This is a genomic window from Exiguobacterium sp. FD-YE-25-4, from assembly GCF_057004685.1.
Genome location: NZ_CM168041.1, coordinates 2,120,587 through 2,139,105 on the forward strand (window position 1 = coordinate 2,120,587; position 18,519 = coordinate 2,139,105).

General features: G+C 51.8%; 25 protein-coding genes. 6 read left to right on the top strand and 19 right to left on the bottom strand.

Annotated elements, in window-relative coordinates; translation table 11 throughout:
• The first annotated feature begins 4 nt into the window (after window positions 1–4).
• Both AC13H5_RS10900 and AC13H5_RS10905 read left to right on the top strand, forming a co-directional pair.
• Window positions 5–670: a DUF2225 domain-containing protein gene (locus AC13H5_RS10900; protein WP_483545718.1), complete on the top strand. Its 666-nt coding sequence runs from the start codon at window positions 5–7 to the stop codon at window positions 668–670.
• Between the two features lie 282 nt (window positions 671–952).
• On the top strand, window positions 953–1,453 hold the full coding sequence (locus tag AC13H5_RS10905; protein ID WP_404582439.1) for a DUF1572 family protein: 501 nt from the start codon (window positions 953–955) through the stop codon (window positions 1,451–1,453).
• 33 nt (window positions 1,454–1,486) lie between these two features.
• Here AC13H5_RS10905 and AC13H5_RS10910 read toward each other — a convergent pair whose 3' ends face one another.
• The 3 genes from AC13H5_RS10910 to AC13H5_RS10920 form a co-directional block, all read right to left on the bottom strand.
• On the bottom strand, window positions 1,487–2,212 hold the full coding sequence (locus tag AC13H5_RS10910) for a DUF4352 domain-containing protein (RefSeq protein WP_483545719.1): 726 nt from the start codon (window positions 2,210–2,212) through the stop codon (window positions 1,487–1,489).
• A 64-nt stretch (window positions 2,213–2,276) separates the two neighbouring features.
• Window positions 2,277–2,906, bottom strand: a complete 630-nt coding sequence (locus AC13H5_RS10915; protein WP_483545720.1) for a hypothetical protein — start codon at window positions 2,904–2,906, stop codon at window positions 2,277–2,279.
• Between the two features lie 147 nt (window positions 2,907–3,053).
• Window positions 3,054–3,239, bottom strand: a complete 186-nt coding sequence (locus AC13H5_RS10920) for a hypothetical protein (RefSeq protein ID WP_029595024.1) — start codon at window positions 3,237–3,239, stop codon at window positions 3,054–3,056.
• 164 nt (window positions 3,240–3,403) lie between these two features.
• Between AC13H5_RS10920 and AC13H5_RS10925 the strand changes: the two genes are divergently transcribed.
• On the top strand, window positions 3,404–3,781 hold the full coding sequence (locus tag AC13H5_RS10925) for a DUF3021 family protein (RefSeq protein ID WP_483545721.1): 378 nt from the start codon (window positions 3,404–3,406) through the stop codon (window positions 3,779–3,781).
• 35 nt (window positions 3,782–3,816) lie between these two features.
• On the opposite strand, the gene AC13H5_RS10930 is transcribed toward AC13H5_RS10925, so the two are convergent.
• The 4 genes from AC13H5_RS10930 to AC13H5_RS10945 are packed head-to-tail and all read right to left on the bottom strand — an operon-like array spanning window position 3,817 to window position 6,592.
• Window positions 3,817–4,170 carry a flagellar protein FliT gene (locus AC13H5_RS10930; protein ID WP_483545722.1) on the bottom strand — a complete coding sequence of 118 codons (354 nt, stop codon included), beginning with the start codon at window positions 4,168–4,170 and terminating at the stop codon, window positions 3,817–3,819.
• Window positions 4,167–4,541 (bottom strand): flagellar export chaperone FliS, encoded by a 375-nt coding sequence (gene fliS, locus AC13H5_RS10935; RefSeq protein WP_483545723.1) that lies wholly within the window; start codon window positions 4,539–4,541, stop codon window positions 4,167–4,169. Before fliS ends, AC13H5_RS10930 begins: the two co-directional genes overlap by 4 nt.
• Window positions 4,542–4,555: 14 nt before the next feature.
• Entirely contained in the window at window positions 4,556–6,223 is a 1,668-nt protein-coding gene (gene fliD / locus AC13H5_RS10940; protein WP_483545724.1) for a flagellar filament capping protein FliD, read from the bottom strand.
• A gap of 12 nt (window positions 6,224–6,235) precedes the next feature.
• The gene (locus AC13H5_RS10945) at window positions 6,236–6,592 is read right to left on the bottom strand and encodes a flagellar protein FlaG (protein WP_483545725.1); all 357 of its coding nucleotides are present in this window, start codon (window positions 6,590–6,592) and stop codon (window positions 6,236–6,238) included.
• A gap of 174 nt (window positions 6,593–6,766) precedes the next feature.
• Between AC13H5_RS10945 and AC13H5_RS10950 the strand changes: the two genes are divergently transcribed.
• Window positions 6,767–7,639 carry a DNA endonuclease gene (locus tag AC13H5_RS10950; RefSeq protein WP_483545726.1) on the top strand — a complete coding sequence of 291 codons (873 nt, stop codon included), beginning with the start codon at window positions 6,767–6,769 and terminating at the stop codon, window positions 7,637–7,639.
• 57 nt (window positions 7,640–7,696) lie between these two features.
• On the opposite strand, the gene AC13H5_RS10955 is transcribed toward AC13H5_RS10950, so the two are convergent.
• The 5 genes from AC13H5_RS10955 to AC13H5_RS10975 form a co-directional block, all read right to left on the bottom strand.
• Entirely contained in the window at window positions 7,697–8,815 is a 1,119-nt protein-coding gene (locus AC13H5_RS10955; protein WP_483545727.1) for a flagellin N-terminal helical domain-containing protein, read from the bottom strand.
• Window positions 8,816–9,047: 232 nt separating this feature from the next.
• A complete protein-coding gene (locus AC13H5_RS10960; protein WP_483545728.1) occupies window positions 9,048–10,340 on the bottom strand; it encodes a methyl-accepting chemotaxis protein in 1,293 nt (430 codons plus the stop codon).
• 123 nt (window positions 10,341–10,463) lie between these two features.
• Window positions 10,464–10,787: a hypothetical protein gene (locus AC13H5_RS10965; RefSeq protein WP_483545729.1), complete on the bottom strand. Its 324-nt coding sequence runs from the start codon at window positions 10,785–10,787 to the stop codon at window positions 10,464–10,466.
• Between the two features lie 10 nt (window positions 10,788–10,797).
• Window positions 10,798–11,625 carry a GNAT family N-acetyltransferase gene (locus AC13H5_RS10970; RefSeq protein ID WP_483545730.1) on the bottom strand — a complete coding sequence of 276 codons (828 nt, stop codon included), beginning with the start codon at window positions 11,623–11,625 and terminating at the stop codon, window positions 10,798–10,800.
• 58 nt (window positions 11,626–11,683) lie between these two features.
• Complete coding sequence (locus tag AC13H5_RS10975) at window positions 11,684–12,169, bottom strand: hypothetical protein (protein ID WP_483545731.1); 486 nt, start codon at window positions 12,167–12,169, stop codon at window positions 11,684–11,686.
• A 156-nt stretch (window positions 12,170–12,325) separates the two neighbouring features.
• Here AC13H5_RS10975 and AC13H5_RS10980 point away from each other — a divergent pair, with 156 nt between their 5' ends.
• Window positions 12,326–12,823, top strand: a complete 498-nt coding sequence (locus AC13H5_RS10980; RefSeq protein ID WP_483545732.1) for a hypothetical protein — start codon at window positions 12,326–12,328, stop codon at window positions 12,821–12,823.
• A gap of 31 nt (window positions 12,824–12,854) precedes the next feature.
• Here the strand turns inward: AC13H5_RS10980 and AC13H5_RS10985 are convergent, their stop codons facing one another.
• Entirely contained in the window at window positions 12,855–13,151 is a 297-nt protein-coding gene (locus tag AC13H5_RS10985; protein WP_483545733.1) for a putative quinol monooxygenase, read from the bottom strand.
• Between the two features lie 2 nt (window positions 13,152–13,153).
• Window positions 13,154–14,107, bottom strand: coding sequence for a DMT family transporter (locus tag AC13H5_RS10990; RefSeq protein WP_483545734.1), 954 nt, complete (start codon window positions 14,105–14,107; stop codon window positions 13,154–13,156).
• A 118-nt stretch (window positions 14,108–14,225) separates the two neighbouring features.
• Here AC13H5_RS10990 and AC13H5_RS10995 point away from each other — a divergent pair, with 118 nt between their 5' ends.
• Window positions 14,226–15,140: a YitT family protein gene (locus AC13H5_RS10995; RefSeq protein ID WP_214825039.1), complete on the top strand. Its 915-nt coding sequence runs from the start codon at window positions 14,226–14,228 to the stop codon at window positions 15,138–15,140.
• A 30-nt stretch (window positions 15,141–15,170) separates the two neighbouring features.
• Here AC13H5_RS10995 and AC13H5_RS11000 read toward each other — a convergent pair whose 3' ends face one another.
• From AC13H5_RS11000 to flgL, 5 genes are all read right to left on the bottom strand, one after another.
• Entirely contained in the window at window positions 15,171–16,226 is a 1,056-nt protein-coding gene (locus tag AC13H5_RS11000) for a diguanylate cyclase domain-containing protein (protein WP_483545735.1), read from the bottom strand.
• A gap of 102 nt (window positions 16,227–16,328) precedes the next feature.
• Window positions 16,329–16,556, bottom strand: coding sequence for a carbon storage regulator CsrA (gene csrA / locus AC13H5_RS11005; protein WP_021066562.1), 228 nt, complete (start codon window positions 16,554–16,556; stop codon window positions 16,329–16,331).
• Complete coding sequence (gene fliW / locus AC13H5_RS11010) at window positions 16,556–16,993, bottom strand: flagellar assembly protein FliW (RefSeq protein WP_138859041.1); 438 nt, start codon at window positions 16,991–16,993, stop codon at window positions 16,556–16,558. The genes csrA and fliW overlap by 1 nt, the downstream gene beginning before the upstream one ends.
• Window positions 16,994–17,008: 15 nt before the next feature.
• On the bottom strand, window positions 17,009–17,584 hold the full coding sequence (locus AC13H5_RS11015) for a DUF6470 family protein (protein WP_131472892.1): 576 nt from the start codon (window positions 17,582–17,584) through the stop codon (window positions 17,009–17,011).
• 3 nt (window positions 17,585–17,587) lie between these two features.
• The gene (gene flgL / locus AC13H5_RS11020) at window positions 17,588–18,517 is read right to left on the bottom strand and encodes a flagellar hook-associated protein FlgL (protein ID WP_483545736.1); all 930 of its coding nucleotides are present in this window, start codon (window positions 18,515–18,517) and stop codon (window positions 17,588–17,590) included.
• Window positions 18,518–18,519 lie beyond the last annotated feature (2 nt).

Here is an 18,519-nt window from a genome sequence, read left to right on the forward strand (position 1 = left end):
GATGATGGCAGAACATATCTTTTCGAAAAAAGTGAAATGCCCGTATTGCTTGAAACAGAGTGAGACGCCACGTGTCTTGTCGCGCCACATCCGGCCACAGGAAGTCGCGAAGGACGGATACACGACGTACGACGGTGCCAACCCGTACTTTTATGAGCCGACCGTCTGTAGTCATTGTCACCTCGTCTTTCACGACTCATTCGACAAGGTGCGGAAGACGAATCGCGAGGCGCTCGAGTCGGGCTACTTCGACCGTGTCAACGCCGAGGCGCTCACGGGCGACCGCTCGGCCGAGCACGTCATCCGGCTCTACAAGTTCGCCGTCGTGACGGCCCAATTGAGCGGCCAGAAACCGTCCGTCGTCGCCATGCTCGGCATGCGGCTCGTCTGGATGTATCGCCTGACGGGGAATGAGGCGTCTGAGAAGGAATGGATGAAACGGACGCTCGACAAGTACAACGAGGTGCAGGAGGCGTACACGGATCAAATCCGGACCGGCCTCCCGTACGACCAGCTCATGCTGCGGATCGCCGACTTGTCGGCCGCGCTCGGTCTATATGAGGATGCAAGGCGTTGGTACGGCATCTTGCTCGGCAGTAAGGAAGTATCGGAGCGGATCCGTACCCAGGCGCGGTCACATTGGGAAGACTTTAGAATCGAAAACGCCTAAAAGGGAGGGCCGCGGCTCTCCCTTTTCGCATACAAAAAAAACCGCGCTCATCCACTCACGGACAAACGCGGTCGGTTCTCTTGACGGATGAACCCCCAAACCGAAAGGAGATAGACACGACATGACTCATGTCAAAACCTAAACAGGGCACCCAAGAACCGATCGCGCGGTGGCGTCTTGCACGGTTCATTATCATTATAATTTGGTTTTCACTATTTTACTATTATTTTTATCACATTCAGATTGGGGTATGCTTAATAGGAATCCAAAGGAGGTCATTCCATGTTTGAAGCCCGCTATATCGAAACGGTACGCTCGATTTTCAAGGAACAGAAACAGCTCGCCGAAGACGCGTTGAAGCAAGTGAACGACGAGGACATGCATCGCGTGCTCGCGAAAGACACGCTCTCGCTCACTGTCATCGTGCAGCACATCTCGAACAACATGAAGTCGCGCTGGACCGACTTTTTGACGACGGACGGCGAGAAGCCGGACCGGAACCGCGACGCCGAGTTCGAGGACCAACAACAGTCTCGCGCCGAATTGATGGCGACGTGGGACGAACGTTGGCAACTGTTGGACGACGTGCTCTCGAGTCTTACGCCGGAAGACCTCGGCAAGACCGTTTTCATCCGCGGTGAAGAAAAGACCGTCATCTGGGCGATTGAGAAGCAAGTGTCGCACTACAGCTATCACGTCGGGCAAATCGTCTATCTCGCGAAAGTATTCGCCGGCGAGAACTGGAACGTGTTGACGATTCCGTTGCCGCATCAACGACAATAACAAGAACGCGCATCGCGGCGATGCGCGTTCTCTTTATTTGGTGACATCGATCGTGTATTCATAGCGCTCCTCGGCAATTTTACGGAACTGATCATTATAAGGCCCTTCCACAACAAAGCGGACTTCGGTCAATTCTTCAGGCATCGACTCGACATGGAACAGTACGCCGCCTTCTTTCTTCACCTTCCCTAAAAACTCCCCGCCTACATCCTCGGAGATGACGATGTCAGCATCAACCTGTTCGCCTGTGTTTGTGACGAGCCTGGCTTGGTTTGGATGAAAGCTGACCGTCTCATCACTCGTGTTTTCGACGATGACATTGAACGAAACGATGGTCACTTCTTTTTGATTATCAAAGAAGAAACGATAATCAGAAGCGACTTCTAGACGCAGCGTTTGCACCTTATCGATTTGAAAGATGATTGGCCCAATAGTTTCTTCAATCCCAAGATTTCGATTCTTCATGTAAATTTGACTGCGACCAATCTCATCTTCCTGTACTTCAAACTCTTCATCTTGTACCGTTTCTGCTTCTGTCGTCTCTTTTTGGCTGTCTGTCGACGGAACGCTTTCACTTTGACTGGTAGGTTCGGTAGTAGTCGATGATGACTCCGTGTCTCCACATCCGACTAACACGAGCAAGGGAATGGTTAAGATGAATCCGTACGACTTCAATCCAATCCTCTCCTTTACCTCAAGACTTTTCCAACTTATATAAATCTTATTCCCCATTTTTTGAAGCACATTCAAGATAATCATCAATTATTTCTGCTGTAAATGAAGATAAGGAACGGCCGCACCAGTTCCCTGGCGCGGCCATTATTTATTTCTCGACGTTGATTGTATATTCGTAACGAGATTCTCCAATCGACTCATAGTTCGCGTCCGACGGTCCATCGATGACGACTTTCACGTCCGCTAACTCTTCCGGCATCGCTTTGACGAAGAAGAGGACGTTCCCTTCCTTCTTCACTTTCCCGAGGAACTCGCCGCCGACATCATCTGAGAACCACAAGTCAGCCGACACTTGTTCGCCCGTGTTCGTCACGAGCGTCGCCTGGTTGGGATGGAAACTGATGGTGTCGTCAATCGTATTCTCGACGATGACATTCATCGCGACGACTGTCACTTCTTCTTGTCCGTCAAACGAGTCGCGGTACGCCTCGTTGACAGTGAGTCGGGACGTCTGTACTTTATCGATGGCAAAGTTGACGGAGCCAATCGTCTCTTTGATGTCGAGCGCTTTGTTCTTCATGTAAATCTGGTTCGACCCAAGTTCGCTCTCCTGCACTTCTACTTCTTCTGTTGTGTCTGCCACTGCTTCTTCCGTCGTTTCGGCTTCTGCGATTTCCTCCGTATCGGTCGCCGTCGTCTTCAGTTCATCGGCTTCCCCGCAGCCTACAAGTAGTGTTAAAGGTAAAGCGAGGATCAAGCCATATCGTTTCATGTTCATCTTAGTTCTCTCCTTTTTCGTATGAATGGTGGTTGATAAGATGAGCATACTGGATTGTCTAGTCTGACCGGTGCAAGAAAACGTATAGGGTCGTCACCCTGAACAAATAAAAGTCAAGGCCGCGATTGGACCTTGACTTCAACTGACTTATCCTCGTGATTTGAGCTCTTCTTCTTCATATGGATCGGGACCGTCCTCGATTGGCGCATCGTCTTCGATGTACGCTTCAAGTTTAGGGTCACGTTCCACATATTCATCATACGCCCCTTCTGGACCGTAGACGAAGTAACGACGATCTTTCGATGACTTAGGCTTTACCTTTTTCTCACTCATCTCGTTTCCCTCCCCTTTCCAGAACAGAAGCAACGGTTACAGTGGTATTTACCCGATTTTATACGAAAACAGGCGTCTTTGCATCCTTACATCCATATTGAAACTTTTTCCAAATCGAATCGTATACTATACAAAGACAATACGTGAATGAGGAGACGAGATAGATGAGTTTATTGAAAACAGGATTCGTTCGTGGCGTGAAGTGGTTCGCGCTATTCGGATTACTTGCTACGTATCAGTGGTGGAATGGAAATATGGAAGGAGTACATAGTATGCTCGTCTATGGCGGGATGGCGTTCTTCCTCGGTCTGACGAGTGTCATCTATGAAGTGAGACGGTGGTCGTTCCCGAAACAAATTTTGATCCATTGGATCACGATGCATGTGACAATCCTTCCGCTCGTCATATTCAGCGGCTTTATGCCGGTGATTTCGGTACATGATGCCCTATTGGCTTACTTGAAGTTCAATGTGAGTGGACTGATTCTATTTAGCACGTCCTATGTAATACAAAAGGCACGACGACAAGCTAAAATTTTATGAACGAAAATAGCTCGAAGGCACGCCTTCGAGCTGTTTCATGTTTGTTGATCGAATAACCCTGAGAAATTCGAATCGACGTTTTCGTAGGGATCAACGTACGACTTGACTGTCTTCCGTTCTTGTCGCGCCGTCCCGAGGGTCATCCCAAGCCGTTGATGCTCGGCCTCAATCAACCGCGCAATTTGTTGACTGTCATCGACGAGCTGACGGATCACGGTCTGGTCGGCGTCCTTCAAGTCCGGTCCGTGCGCTGCGAGCAATTGCTCACGGTCGTCAAGGAGCTCATGGATTTGGTCCATCCATGTATCATACGTCGGTTCTTCTGGCACTTTCGCCAACAAATCCTTTAGTCGTTGTGTCTTGAAGATGATTTCATCGATGGGTCTCATGCTTGCTTCGCGAGTTTCATCGCTTCCTTCCACGTGTCGCGGAGCTCAGTCGTGAAGTCGAGTACTTCATCGATGATGGTCGTGTCGTTCTTGACGTTCGCATCGACGAGGCGACGCCACATGTACTCATAGAGCGAATCTAAGTTTGCCGAAATCGCGACATCCTTATTCAACGTCAAGCGCATCTCTTGAAAGATGGCTTGTGTCTTTTGAATGTTCGTATTCTTCAAGTCTGGATTTCCTTGCTCGATGGCGAGTTTGGCGAGGCGCATGAACTTGAGCGCCCCATCGTAAAGCATGAGCGTCAGTTCCTGTGGGTTTGCGGTCGTGACCGCGTTGTTTTGATATGCTGCATATGGGTTGGCTACCATTTAAATTCCTCCTCTTACATGCTTCCGCCTAGAAACTGTTGCAGTGAGGCGGCTTGCGAGTTCGCCTGGTTCATCGCCGTTTCCATCGCTGTAAAGCGACGGTAGTAGGCGTTTTCTTTATCGATTAACAAGTCATTTAATCTCTTGATCCTGTCGTCTATATCTGTCATTTCACGTCCCATCGAGTATGTCGGAGCACCTGACCCCTCGGTACCAGCGATTCGAGTAATAGAAGCACGTGAGTTAGTCGCAGCATCACGAATTTGTGGAAGTAATCCACTCTCTGCGTTCGTGAACAATTGATACACTTGTTCCGGATCTTTTTCGATGGCAGCTTTAAGTTTCTCTTCGTTCAGCTCGATTTTCCCACCGTTTGTGAAATCTGAACCGGTCGCAAGACCAATTTGGAATAGCTGTTGCATCGTATCATCGTTTGTTGAAGACGATGTACTTGACCACTTACCACGCATTGTATCCATCGCACTTCGGACAATCGTATCACCACGAAGCATCCCGCTCATCGCTTTATCTTCCCACTTCTTGATTTCGTCTTCAGACAGTTCATCACGCTGTGCTTGCGTGAGTGGTGTAAATGAACGGAAACGATCTTCTTTGATTTTCTTGTTCATCAAATCAATCGTTTCGTTATATTTATCGACAAATCCTTTAATGTTATCAAATACTTTTTGAGTGTCAGTTGCGGCAGATAAAGTAACAGGCGCAGGATTATCGACAGCTTTGAACTCAGATTTGAGTGTGATAGTCATATTATCGATCGTTACCGTATTTGAGCTACGTGTCAACTCAATTCCGTTTACATTGAAGACTGCATCTTCGCCCTTAATTCCATCCGCAATACTAGCATTAAAGAGTGTCTCAGCTTTACCAGCGAATGCAATAGTAGAGTTGCTACCGGTATTACGTTGGGTCAATGCCATTTCACCTGACGCTTCGTTGAAAAAAGCAGAGAAGTTCGTATCTTTTGAACCCAATTGAGTGATAACATCACTAAATTTTGCATCTGCTCCAATCGTCAGCTGAGCTGGAGTCCCGCCGTCCTTGTTAATATATTCAATTTTAAAGCCGGATTCGTACTTTAATTCGGCTCCTTCGGCAATCGGTGAATTGAATATCACTTTGCCTGTGGCTGAATCATAGGTATATTCTGTCGGCAACAATTCTACATTATTAATAAACAGTTTACCGCCGTCATTCATCTTTGAATCTAAAGTAACTTCAGTCGGGGAACCCGTAAACGTTTGTATTTTTGTATTGATGTCTAAGTCCAAATCCTTAGCAGCAGTCTCCCGTGTTACCAAATTGTTATTCTTATCTCTCAGTTGAACGATATGACTCGCAGAAGTTGCCAAACTCTCTACACTTCGAATCTCGAGTGCGGCATTCCCACTCGATGGTGAAGAGGTGACTTGTATACGGGACGTGTCAGATGACGATGCGGTTTTAGCCTGAAAGTTTCGGCTAAACATGAGATCGACCGCACTGTTCCGCAGTGTCATGAGTGAGCGGTTGATTTCACGGTAGGCATCTCGTTTCCATTCAGTCGTTTGTTTCTTTTGTTCAAGTTTGTCGACCGGTACTCTTTCCACTTGCATCAATTGTTTGATGATTGTATCAGTATCAATCCCACTGGCGAGTCCGCCAAAACGGATAGGTGTTGTCATGATGTACCTCCTTTATACACGTTTATCGAAGAGCTGATTGAATTCCATAAAAGCAGCGAAAAAGTCGAGCGACTTCTTGCTTGGGATTTCACGGATGACTTCGTTGTTCGTGTCCACAATTTGAATATAGTAGTCGTTCAATTTTTCATGTTTCATAAACTTTAAACCGGTACGTTGTTGTTCGAGTACCAAGTTCGCCTTCTCGACGGCTGCCTCTAACTTCGTCACGTGTTGAGGCGTCGGGAGAATGACGATGCCTTCGTCGGCGAGAGCTTGTTGATTGGCTTCGACGAACACGTTTTTCGTTTGTTCATACGGCAAGACAGAAGAAGGTAGGTGAAGCCGGACTTCAGAGATAATTGGATTCATAAGCTATCACACCTCATTATGATTTCTTCATTATGTATATCGGCATCAGATTCATAATCTTCAATGTTATCGAGTTCACTAATTCGTCTAATCTTAAGTAGAAACTAAAGAATACTGTGAAACTAGCTGGGTATATAATATACGAACGTACATTCTTATTAGGAGGGGTTAATTTTGAAGTGGGACGAGTTAACAACTTATGAGAAAAGTTTATTGTTGGGGACTTTGCTAGGAGACGGCCATATCAGCATTCATAAGAAAAAATATCCGAATGCGAATTTGCGGTATGGTGAACACTTTTCCATCAAACAATTGGAATATCGCGAATGGAAATTGAAACAGACACCTCGTATTTTCTCAAGTATCATCAAGAATAATAATGGGACAAGTGCATCGCTAACTTCTAAATACGATGAATTATTCACTTGGCTCCGTGACCAACTGTATATTGCCGGTAAAAAAAGCGTCCCGCTTCATCTACTACGAGAGTGTACCGATCCAGTCTTTTTGTTAGCACTCTATCTTGATGACGGCAGTCTTTGTTTAACAAGGTCGAGTCGCTCCAATAAAAATCAAATCATTTTGACCCCACACATCGCTTTATACCTCCAAGCTTTCCATCCATCTGAGTTAAACTATTTAAGCCAATTTATTCACGATACGTTTGGACACCAATTTGTGTTAAGCCGACGGAATGACGGACATAACTATATCCTCCGAATACAGAAGACCCAAGAAGCTCTCAATTTTCTCGAGTTCACAAAATCATATGCCACTGAAATCCCGTCTATGGCTTGGAAGTTGGATTGGGACTATCGTTTGTCACAAGAGAAAGACGAAAATCCTGATAAAGTAGTGATTACCTCTAAGCCTAAAAATGATTATACGGAGGAAGACATCGAGTATATCGTCACTTCGAAGTTACGTGGACAGACGGATCAAGAAATCGCAGATGTGTTAGGTAGAACATATTGGTCTGTCGTGTACAAATGGCAAGACATTAAGAAAAACAGATTAAGAGAAGTCGAGGCTGTGTATGTAAGTTAAAAAACTCCCACGGCTCTTGAGGAGTCGTGGGAGTTATAAATCTTGTTATAGAGCCAATTAACGGAGCAATTGAAGAACTGCCTGCGGCTGTTGATTCGATTGCGCCATCATAGCTTGTGCAGCTTGGTTAAGGATGTTGTTCTTCGTGAAGTTCATCATCTCTTTAGCCATATCTACGTCACGGATACGTGATTCAGAAGCTTGAAGGTTTTCAGCTCCAACATTCAAGTTGTTGATTGTATGTTCCAAACGGTTTTGTACTGCTCCTAATTTTGAGCGTTGCTCAGAAACAGTTTTGATAGCAGTATCAATAGTAGTAATTGCAGCTGTTGCGTCTGCATGCGAACTCATTTGTGAGTTTACATTGTTAACGCCTAATCCAGATGAAGTCATATCAGCAATGTTGAGCTGAATTTTTTGGCCTTCGTTTGCACCAATTTGGAACGTCGCCCCAGAGTTTGCTCCTGTAGTGATTGTATCATCACTACCAACGCCAGCAGTAAAGGTAACACCTGTTGCTCCTTGGAAGTTGTTCACTTCCAACTTAACTCCGAGCTTATCGAAATTGAGAGTGCCGTTGAAGTCATCAGTCAATCCAGTTAATACTTGGGCGTTTCCTTCACTGTCTGTTAATGTAAGTTCAGTAGCAGCACCTGTTAAAGTGAAAGTTTCATTAGCTTTTGCTCCAGAAACGTCAACTCCAACAATCCCGTTGCTAGCAATCGCAGTGGTAGTTGCTCCATCAACTGAAACGCCAAATGTCCCTTTTAGAAGGTTCTTTCCATTAAATTGCGTTGTATCCGCAATACGAGTAATTTCAGCTTCGAGCTGTGAAACTTCCTCTTTAATTGCTGTTCTATCTTCAGGTTGGTTAGTATCGTTTGATGCTTGAACGCCTAACTCACGCATCCGTTGAAGAATTGAATGAGTCTCGTTCAATGCACCTTCAGCAGTTTGAATCAATGAAATGCCATCTTGAGCATTACGTGAAGCTTGATCGAGACCACGAATCTGTCCGCGCATTTTTTCAGAGATTGCAAGACCAGCTGCATCGTCACCAGCACGGTTGATACGAAGACCTGAAGATAATTTCTCCATCGCTTTACCAGTTTGTGCTGTGTTGAATGACATGTTGCGGTGTGCGTTCATTGAGTTAAGGTTGTGGTTAATAATCATTGTAATTTCCCTCCATAGGTTTGAGTTTTTTCCGCTCTTCCAAATCCATTTGTCCGAGCATACAAGGCTTAGGCCGGCCCCTCACCTTGTATTAGTTGGAACGTTTTATCGTTTCCATACTCTATATCGGAGCCAACTCGAATCTGTTTAGTGTTTTTATCAACTTTCTACTCATTTTCCGTAGTTTCTTAGTTTTGAATAGAAAAACGACCCATCGCTGGGTCGCTCCTCCTTACGCTTCTACCTTCACTTGCTCCGTCTCATTCTGCAAGCTCTCCGCGACACGGACGAGCTCCGTCATCGCACCGTTCACTTCCCCGAGACTTGCCGCTTGTTGGCTCGCCGCTGACGTGACTTCTGTCGCATAGCGTGACGCCTCTTCGACCATGCCGACGATGCCAGCCGAGTTCGTGACGACCGAGTCGATCTGTCCACGCGACTCATCCAAGAGCGCATCGACCGAATGGACGTGGCTGTACACTTCGTTCGCCGAGTTGTGAATCGACGCGAACGCACCGCCCGCCTTCTCGACGAGACCAACGCCCGTCTCCACTTCCGCTTTCACGTTCGCCATCGATGACGACGTGTCGCCAACCAAACGTTTGACGTCGACGATCAAATCCGTGATCTCTTGCGTCGAGTTCGCCGTCTGTTCGGCGAGCTTTTTGACCTCGGCCGCGACGACCGCGAAGCCGCGTCCATGTTCGCCGGCCCGGGCCGCTTCAATCGAGGCGTTCAAGGCGAGCAAGTTCGTCTGCGCCGAGATGTCGCTGATGACGTCCGTGATACGCGAGATTTCACCTGTCATCTCAGTCAACTTGCTGTTGAGCGTCGATGACTGCTCGACTTTGCCGGCAATCGCATGCATCGCATCGACCGACGACGAGGCGAGGCCTTTGCCGCTCTCGGCCTCTTGTTGCATCTCACTCGCTGATTCAAGCGCCGAGCCCATCTCTTGACGAATGTTCTCCATCGTCCGGGCGACGGCACCGAGTAGGTCCATCGAGCTGTACGTCGCGTTGACGTTGTCTTCAAGCATCTTGTTCAAAGCGTCCATCGCTTGGCGGATGTTCTCGCCGGCGACATTGCCTTCTTGGACCGCTGCCGCAATCTCTTGCGCCGAACCGGTGAGCTGGTCCGCCGTGTAACGCATGTTCGTCCCTTGTTCACGAAGGTGTCCGACCATGTTGTCCATCGAGAGAAGCAGACGTCCCATCTCCGAACGGTCTGTCGTCGTCTCGCTCGCGAACACGACCGTCAAATCGCCATTGCCGACCTCGACCGCCTTATCTGACGCCGATTCGATCGCCTTGAGCGGGCGACGGGCGATCAAGTAGATGACAGCTCCACCTAAACCTGAAATGAGCAACGCCACGGCCGTCCCGACGAGCATGACCTGTCCTTTCGCCATCTCAAGCTCGGTGAGCAGCAAGAGCGTGATCCAGCCGACCGCTCCGCCCGTAATAAAGGATGTGACCAAAATCCAAGCGAGCAGTTGGGTCGTAAAGTTTTTGAATAGCTTCACTATGAGTTCCTCCTCTGTGTAATTCATCACCTACTATATCGTCCGATTGCCAGGTTTTGTATAGCGTTTTCAGTTGAAGTTTTGGTCAATGAAAAAACGCCCCCGTCTCCGAGAGCGTTCATTTCAAAATCGGTCGTCTTCTTTTGTCATATGCACCTGTTCGCGCGGTGTCAAAAGCGCGTCGATTGCGAGTGCGATCTCGGCCGCCCAGTGCAACATCATGCCGAGGAACGGGATGAACCCGAGCACCGACGCCGTGATGCCGACAATCGGTCCAACCGAAATCCGCTTCAGCCGCGTGATCGACAAGACGAGCACGACGATGTGGAACACGAGCATGAACCCGAGCGGTGTGTAGCCCATGCTGATGATGAACAGCCCACCGAGCGCCGGGATGCCGAGCAGCGCCTCAAAGGCGGCACCCATCCATTTCAAATTTCGAACCATTTGTCTCACCTCACAGTTCTAACAAATAAAACTCATAGCCGCCATTTTCAGCGAACCCGGCCCGCTTGTAAATCTCGAGCGCGGCCTTGTTTTCCGTCTCGACGTCGAGTTCGAGTTTCGTCCGGCCCATGCGGAACAGTTGCTGGACCATCTGTTTCAACATCTTCGTGCCGTATCCCTTGCCTTGCTCGTCCGCCTTGACGCCGAACGCGTGGATGCTGCCGGCATCTTCACCCGAAAGGAGCGCACGGATGATTCCGACCGGACGACCGTCGACTTCACCGATGTACGTCACGCGGTCCGGTGTGTCGATCTGTTGATAGATGTTCTCCGTCACGTCGACCGGATCGCCGAACGCTTCAGAGAGCGTCTCGATGATAAGCGGACGGTCGGCATCGGTCGCCTCGCGGAGCGACACCTCGTCCGGCTTCAAGAACAGCTCGGCTTTTTTCAGTACCAAGTTGTATTCCGAGAACTGATACGCCGCGCCAAGACGATCGATGACCGCCTTGCCGTCCTTCGATTTGCGGTCGATGACGAACGTGAACGCCTCACAGCCGTTCTCTTTCGCATCCTGTTTCGCCGTTTCAAAGAGTGCCGTGAAGACTCCTTGCTTCCGATAGTCCGGATGCACGAGCGCGTTCACTTCGTACTCGTTCGGGAGATATGGGAAAAGTACCATATACCCGATGAGCGTATCATTGTCATAGACGGCGTAGTCGTTCTGACCGACCGCCACGTGTCCGAGTTTCACGTCAATCTTGTCAAAGTCATTGACCGCTGCCTCAAGCGCCGCCACCTGTTCTGCTTGTCTCACTTCTTCTACTGTCCAATTCATGTGATCACCTCACGTCATATTGTAGCATAATCGAAAAAGCCCGCCGTAGCGGGCAGGCTCATAACGTACGGAACTCGAGCTCCGGAAGCGTCTCAAGCAGCTCCGCGATCTCATCCGTGTGCGCCTCGGCACCCGGGACGGCCTCGGTCGGTTCGACCCAGAAGAACGTCTTGTCGCTCGCTCCGAGGTAGTTGCCGTAGCCGACTTCCTCTGCGAACGCCGCTTCCGATAGTTCACGGTCAATCAAGTCCAAATGGAACAACAACTGGTCGTCGCCGTCCTCGACGTTATAGTAGAGGTCGAACGTGCCGTAGCTGTTCTGATCGCCGATATCGACGACGTCTTGCGCCTTCTCGATATAGACGTCCCCACGCTCAATCGCCTCGACGATTTTCGACGGGAGAATGATCTCATAACCGAGCTCACGGTCACGAATCGTCTGCGTCGTATCGTCAGTCCGTCCCCGGGACGAGACGACACCGACCGTTGCGACGAGGGCACCCGTCACGCCGAGCGCGACGGCCCATTTCATTGTTTTGTTCATGTGGATTCACTCCTCTTTAGTCTTGCCATGAGACGATTATCGCACAAAATGCCCTTAAATCATTAAATATTCTGAAAAAATGTTTAGCGATGCGTTGACGCACGTTCCGCAATCCCATACGATAAAAGTATCGCATTATAGAAAAGAGGAACCGACATGTCAAACGAACAACAATTGACACGCGCACAGCTCGACGCGCTCTTGAAAAACGTCTTCGCCCTTCAAATCCCGGTCATCGAGAAGTTCATGACCGACCTATTTAAAAAGTACGTCTCGACGGCGTCCACGTTCAAGCAGGACATGGACACGATGAAAGCGACGGAGTGGCATAAACAGTTCTTCGGCCAAAAAGTGATGCCGCACTTGTTCATCGAGAACCTCGGCTTCGGCGCCTCGTTCCGTCACCAGGAACAAGACAAAGTCGTCAAAATCCCGGACAACATGACGGTCGTGAAGCCGGACTCGGACGACCAAATCGAAGAGATCCTCCAAAACCTCGACAAGACGCTCGCGTCGATGGACGGAATCAAAAACAAAGGACTCGTCAAAAAGTTCTATAAAGAGACACTCGAACTCATCTGCCAGCTCGGTAGCCGTACCGGGATGATGGACGAGTTTTATGAGAAAGTCAAAGGCAGCTTGACGAAAGCTTGACCCGCCATCCACGTCCTCGGACGTGGATTTTTTAATTTTTGCTTCTCGGCTCGAACACGGCCAAGCGTTCGATGTTGGCCAAAATCGGCTTCGCCCGCCCGATCAACGTCTGCGTCGTCTCAAGCGACAGCGACTGTTGATGCGCCTCGACACTCTCCCATACCTCATACACGACGATCGACTCGTCGTCGAGCGACGCCGCGACTTGATACACGCAACACGTCGCCTCTCGTTCCATCGCCTCGGCCGCCTCGAGCAAGATGGCGAGCAGCATCTCACGCTCGCCCGGAACGGCCGTCAATTTGCCGAGCAATCCATACGGTTTCATCTTCATCCCTCCTTGTCGTATCGATTCGCCGCCGGCCTCGTCTTCTCCTTTACACGGAACTGGCTACGGCTGTGGAAGACGACCCCAATCATGACGAGCGAGATGCCGACGAGCGACAGCCCGGACGGCAGATGCGCCTGAAGGAAAATCAGCTCGCCGATGAGCGCGAACAACACCTCGAGTGCCTGCGTCGCCTCGACCGTCGCCAGTTTCCCCATGTCGTGTTTGACGAGGTCGGTCGCCTTGAAAAAGAGCACCGTCGCGACGATGCCCGACAAGAGCGCGACGAGTAGCGTCTGCGTCAGTTGCGAGCTCGATGGCGCCCCGGTCGTCAACCCGTAACCGAACAACAAGAGCCAGACCGGGAGCGAACCGATACACATACCGAGGATGCGCTCGAACACGTCGAGGTCGGTGTGGGCCATCATCTTCCGGTTTCCGAGCGGATAGGCGAACGCGGCAATCAGTACCGGGAGCACACCCACCGCCAAGAAACGTGGCTCGAAGTCGGCGAGGAACTCGACTTGCATCAAGACGACGCCGAACAGGATGAGTCCAGAGAAGCGGAGCGCCGTCCACGGAATCTGTTCCCGCGTCCCGTCACCACGACGGAAGAGCGGTGACAACAGTGCCCCGGCGATAATCGTCACTTGCCAAGTACCCGCGATGAGCCAAGGCGGGGCCACTTCGGCGGCGAGACAAATCGGGACGTAAAACAGACCAAACCCGACCGTTCCCCAGACGAGCCACGGCCACGGCTGTTCGACGAGCGCCTGGCGCACCCGGGTCATCCCGCCCCGGACGTAGACGACGAAAACGAGGAGCGGGATCATGAACAGGAAGCGGAGCGAGGCACTGTACGCCCAGTGACCACCTCCGACTTGCATCGATTCGTTCAACACGAACGTGCTCGCAAAAAACAAGGCGGCGAGCACACCTAACAGAAGCGGACGCATATGTACTCTCCTTTCCGAATCCCCATGTGTTCCATAACTTGTGTCAGATTTCCTGCCTCAACCACTAAATTCCGTGTGAGGTTTGCTATACTAAAAAGAAAAAAGGGAGTGAACCCCGATGCAGCGTCCACCGATGCCTTCCCCGACCCCGGAGGAAGTGCTCCGTTTGAAACGTGTCCACAATCCGATCAAACCGACCGAACTCCTCGCCAAGGGGCTGCTCCTGTTGATCGGTGCCTTCATCTTCGCCATCGGGCTCGAGGCGTTCCTCGTCCCGAACCAAATCATCGACGGCGGCATCGTCGGCGTCTCGATCATCACGTCGTATTTGACGGAGACGAAGCTCGCCATCTGGCTCGTCCTGTTCAACTTGCCGTTCATCTACTTCGGCTATCGTCAGATCGGGAAGACGTTCGCCGTCGTCACGTTGATCGCCATCATGCTCATGTCCGGCTTCACGATTTTGCTCCATACGATCGAGCCGTTCACCGATGACCTGCTGTTGTCGACCGTCTTCGGCGGCTTCCTGCTCGGGGCCGGCATCGGTCTCGTCATCCGGGCCGGCGGGTCGCTCGACGGGACCGAGATTTTGGCCGTGTCGTTCACGGACCGCTTACCGTTCTCCGTCGGCGAGATCGTCATGTTCTTCAACATCTTCATCCTCGGGACGGCCGGTTTCGTCTTCAGCTGGGACCGGGCCATGTACTCGCTCATCACGTACTTCGTCGCCTTCAAGACGATCGATATCGTGCTCGAGGGACTCGACCAGTCGAAGGCGGCGTGGATCATCACGACGGCGCCGGACGACATCGGTCAGGCCATCATGGACCGGCTCGGCCGGGGTGTGACGTACTTGCACGGGGAAGGGGCCTATACGGGCGACGGCAAGAAAGTCGTCTTCACCGTCATCAGCCGACTCGAAGAGACGAAACTGAAGGACATCCTCGACGACTATGACGAGAAGGCGTTCCTCGCCATCGGCAATATTCATGACGTCCGGGGCGGCCAGTTCAAAAAGAAAAATATCCACTAAAAAAATCGGCCCTTGGGACCGATTTTTTATTTACCCGATTTTAGCTTGATCACGCCCGCTCGTCTTGGCGTGATAAAGGGCGGCGTCGGCCCGTTCGAACACGAGGGTGCCCGGTTCGGCCCCGGCGAGCGAGGCCCCGAGCGATACCGTCATCGAAATCATTGTCCCTTCAAATGAGAACGGTGTATCCCGGACGACGGTGACGATGTCGTCGGCGATCGACCTCACGTCTCCGACATCCTCGAGCACCATCAAGAACTCTTCCCCGCCGTAACGGCCGACGAAGCAGCCCTCCGGACAGTTCGCCTGTAACGTTTGGGCGATGTGGTGAAGCGCCGCGTCACCGGCCCGATGTCCATATGTATCGTTCAACTGCTTGAAGCGATCGACGTCGATGACGAACAGCGCCCAAGGGAGACCCGACATCTCGACCTCGTTCAACCGCTCGAGCGTCATGTATCGGTTCGGAAGCCCGGTCAGCTCGTCGATCGTCGCCCGCTGCGTATGGAGCCGGAACATGCGTAAGTGCGTCTCGATCTGTTTCGCGACCCAGTAGCACATCCAGCCGCCAAGGAACGTGATTGCAAAATACGGCAAGAACACGGTCGTGAACGCATGCATCGGGACGTTGCCGGCGATGCGGAACAAGACGAGCACCGTCCCGAAGACGAGATAGGCCGAGTATAAGTGGCCGCGCCGCAGCACCAATCGATTCAACACGAGCGACAAGACAAGAAACAGGCCGAGCGTACCGAACGAGCTGACGAACTGCTCCGTCATGCCATCGAGGGCGAAGCGACCGAGGAGCGTCAAGCCCGTCGTGACAGTGACACCGATCGGTCCGGCATAGGCCGCTGAAAGCGCGAGCGGGATGATTCGTAAATCGACTCGTGCTTCCCCGACTTGGAACGAGTTGACCGTCAACAGCACGGCCGCGAGCCCCATGGCGAGACCGAACCAGATGCGGACCGCGTAAGGAGAACCCGTCTGGATCGGCAACAATTGGCGCATGAGGTACAACGTCAGCGACAAGACGAGATAGATGATACTGATATTGATAAAAAAGATATTGATGACTTGACCCAAACTACCTCGTCCTTTCCCGCCGTTTCTTTCCCCCTATCCTATCGTACAAAAGTGACGCATGTCACCCTATCCAAATTTTAGGACAGCTAAAAAGCCGGAAGCTCACGCCTCCGACTTGTTTTGCATCATCTGTTTCATCAAGTTGGCGCTGTCCCGAGCCGATTCGTTCTCGGCTTGCATCTGGACGTACACCTCATGGCGATGGATATCGATATGGCGCGGGGCGTCGATGCCGAGCTTGACCTGGTCGCCTTCGATGGCGAGCACGGTGAGCGTCACATCGTCCCCGATATGGATCGCCTCGCCTTGTTTTCGTTTCAATACGAGCATCAGCGCACCTCTTCTTTCTGACCGCCGAGCGGGAACCGGGCCGGGTAGACGTCATCCAAGATGACTTGCTTCCCGCGGCGCTCTTTCGTCTCGATGACGATCGGTGCCTTCAAGTTGAGCGTCGAGGCGTCGAACGGCTCACGGAGCGTCACGATGGCATATACCGAGACGTGCTCCGCCTCGTCGATGCCGAGCTGTTCTTTCGCGCCGTCGGTCAATTCGAACGCATAGTCCGGCTTGTGCCAGAACGGGTTCGTCACGACGAAGGCGCAGGCCGGGTCCTCGAGCGACTGGAGCGACCAAAACGGGAGCTCGTCGCCGTACGGGATGAGGGTGAACGTCTTCGAGTCCGGGAATCCGGGAATCTCGCTGACGAACGAGATCGTCTCTTCTTCATTTACTTCGATTTTGCCAAAATAGTCTGTCTCAATGAACATGGGTTGTCCTCACTTTCAACGCGTCTCATCATACATGCCACCGACCGGCCACATCTCGAGCGACGCCTGCTGACGGAGCGAGATGTCCGTCGTCCATGGCGTGAACGAGATGTCGGCCGGGGTGAGTGATACATCAATCTGTGCCGGCGTCAGGTTCCACTCGATTTTGACATCCGCCGGCGTATACGTCAACTTCACGCGGTCGAGCGACTTCGGCATGAAGTCCATGTCGACGACCGGGTACGGGGCGCTCGTCTTCTCAGCGGCCATCGCGGCGATCGGGTTGCCGTTCTCGATGCGCATGAGCCGGTCCCCGTCCCGGGCCGTGGTCGATGTCGCTTCCCGGGCCGCCTGTTCCCCGAGCTGACCGAAGTGGCGCCCGAGCTCGAGCGCCGCCTTCAAGTTGCTCTCACTGCGCGCGACCGACGAGTCGACCTCGAGCGTGCCGCCTGTCGTCTGTTGGGTCATCTCGACCTTGCCTTGCGTCATCGACACATCGGCCCGACCTTGCCTCATCTCGAGGTGGGGCCGGTTCGACGTGATTTGGATGGCGGCCTGCGTCTGCCGCATCTCAAGCCGGGCGATGTTCATCGCTTACCGGAGGAAGTCGAGGAGCGTCGGTTGAATGATCCGGGCGCCGGCCGATAGCGCGGCCCGGTGCACCGTCTCGTGAGACTTGAGCTCCATGATGACTTTTTCGATGTCGATGTCTTCGTTATCGGACATAATCGTCTTGGCGATGATCTCATGTTCTTGCAGGCGGTTGTCGACGAGTTCTAGCCGATTAGCGCGCGCCCCGAGCTCGGCCCGTTCCGTGATCAAGTTTTGGGCGATGACGTCGAGGTCGGCGAGCTCGTTCGAAAGAACCTCACCGGTCGTGTTCGGGTCGGCCAGTTTCGAGACGAGGTCGTGGAGTCCGGCGAACACGTCGCTGCCGAACACCGTCTCCGGCTGCATGTTCACTTGGACGGTGATGCCTTTCGACACTTCAAAGGCGACTTTCCCGCTCGCTGCCGGTGCCCCGTCCGGGTAAATGCTGTTGACGTCCCCGTTCGGGTCGGCAAGGAACGCCTTCAAGGCGTCCATGTCGACGAGCGGTTTGTCCGTCTTCGTGCCGTTGTAAATATATTTCTCACCCGACTTCGCGTTCGCGAGTGAGCCGATATGTTCGATCAACTGATTGACCTCACTTTGGATGATTTGACGTTGCGACGACTCGTACGTGTCGTTCGCCGCCTGCGTCGTCAGTTCGCGAATCCGTTTGACGGCTTCCGTCACTTCGTTCAACGTCGAGTCGGTCAAGTCCATCCAGCTCGTCGCCTCGCTGACGTTGCGGCGGAACTGATCGACCTCGCGCACCTCGGTCCGGTAGCGCATGCCTTGCATGGCGACGACCGGGTCTTCCGAGGCCCGTTGAATCCGTTTCCCGCTGATGAGCTGTTCTTGCACTTGGGCGAGCTTGTTATAGCTGCTCGATAAGTGTTTCAAGTTCGTCTGTGTGAGCATCGTCTGTGTGACTCGCATCA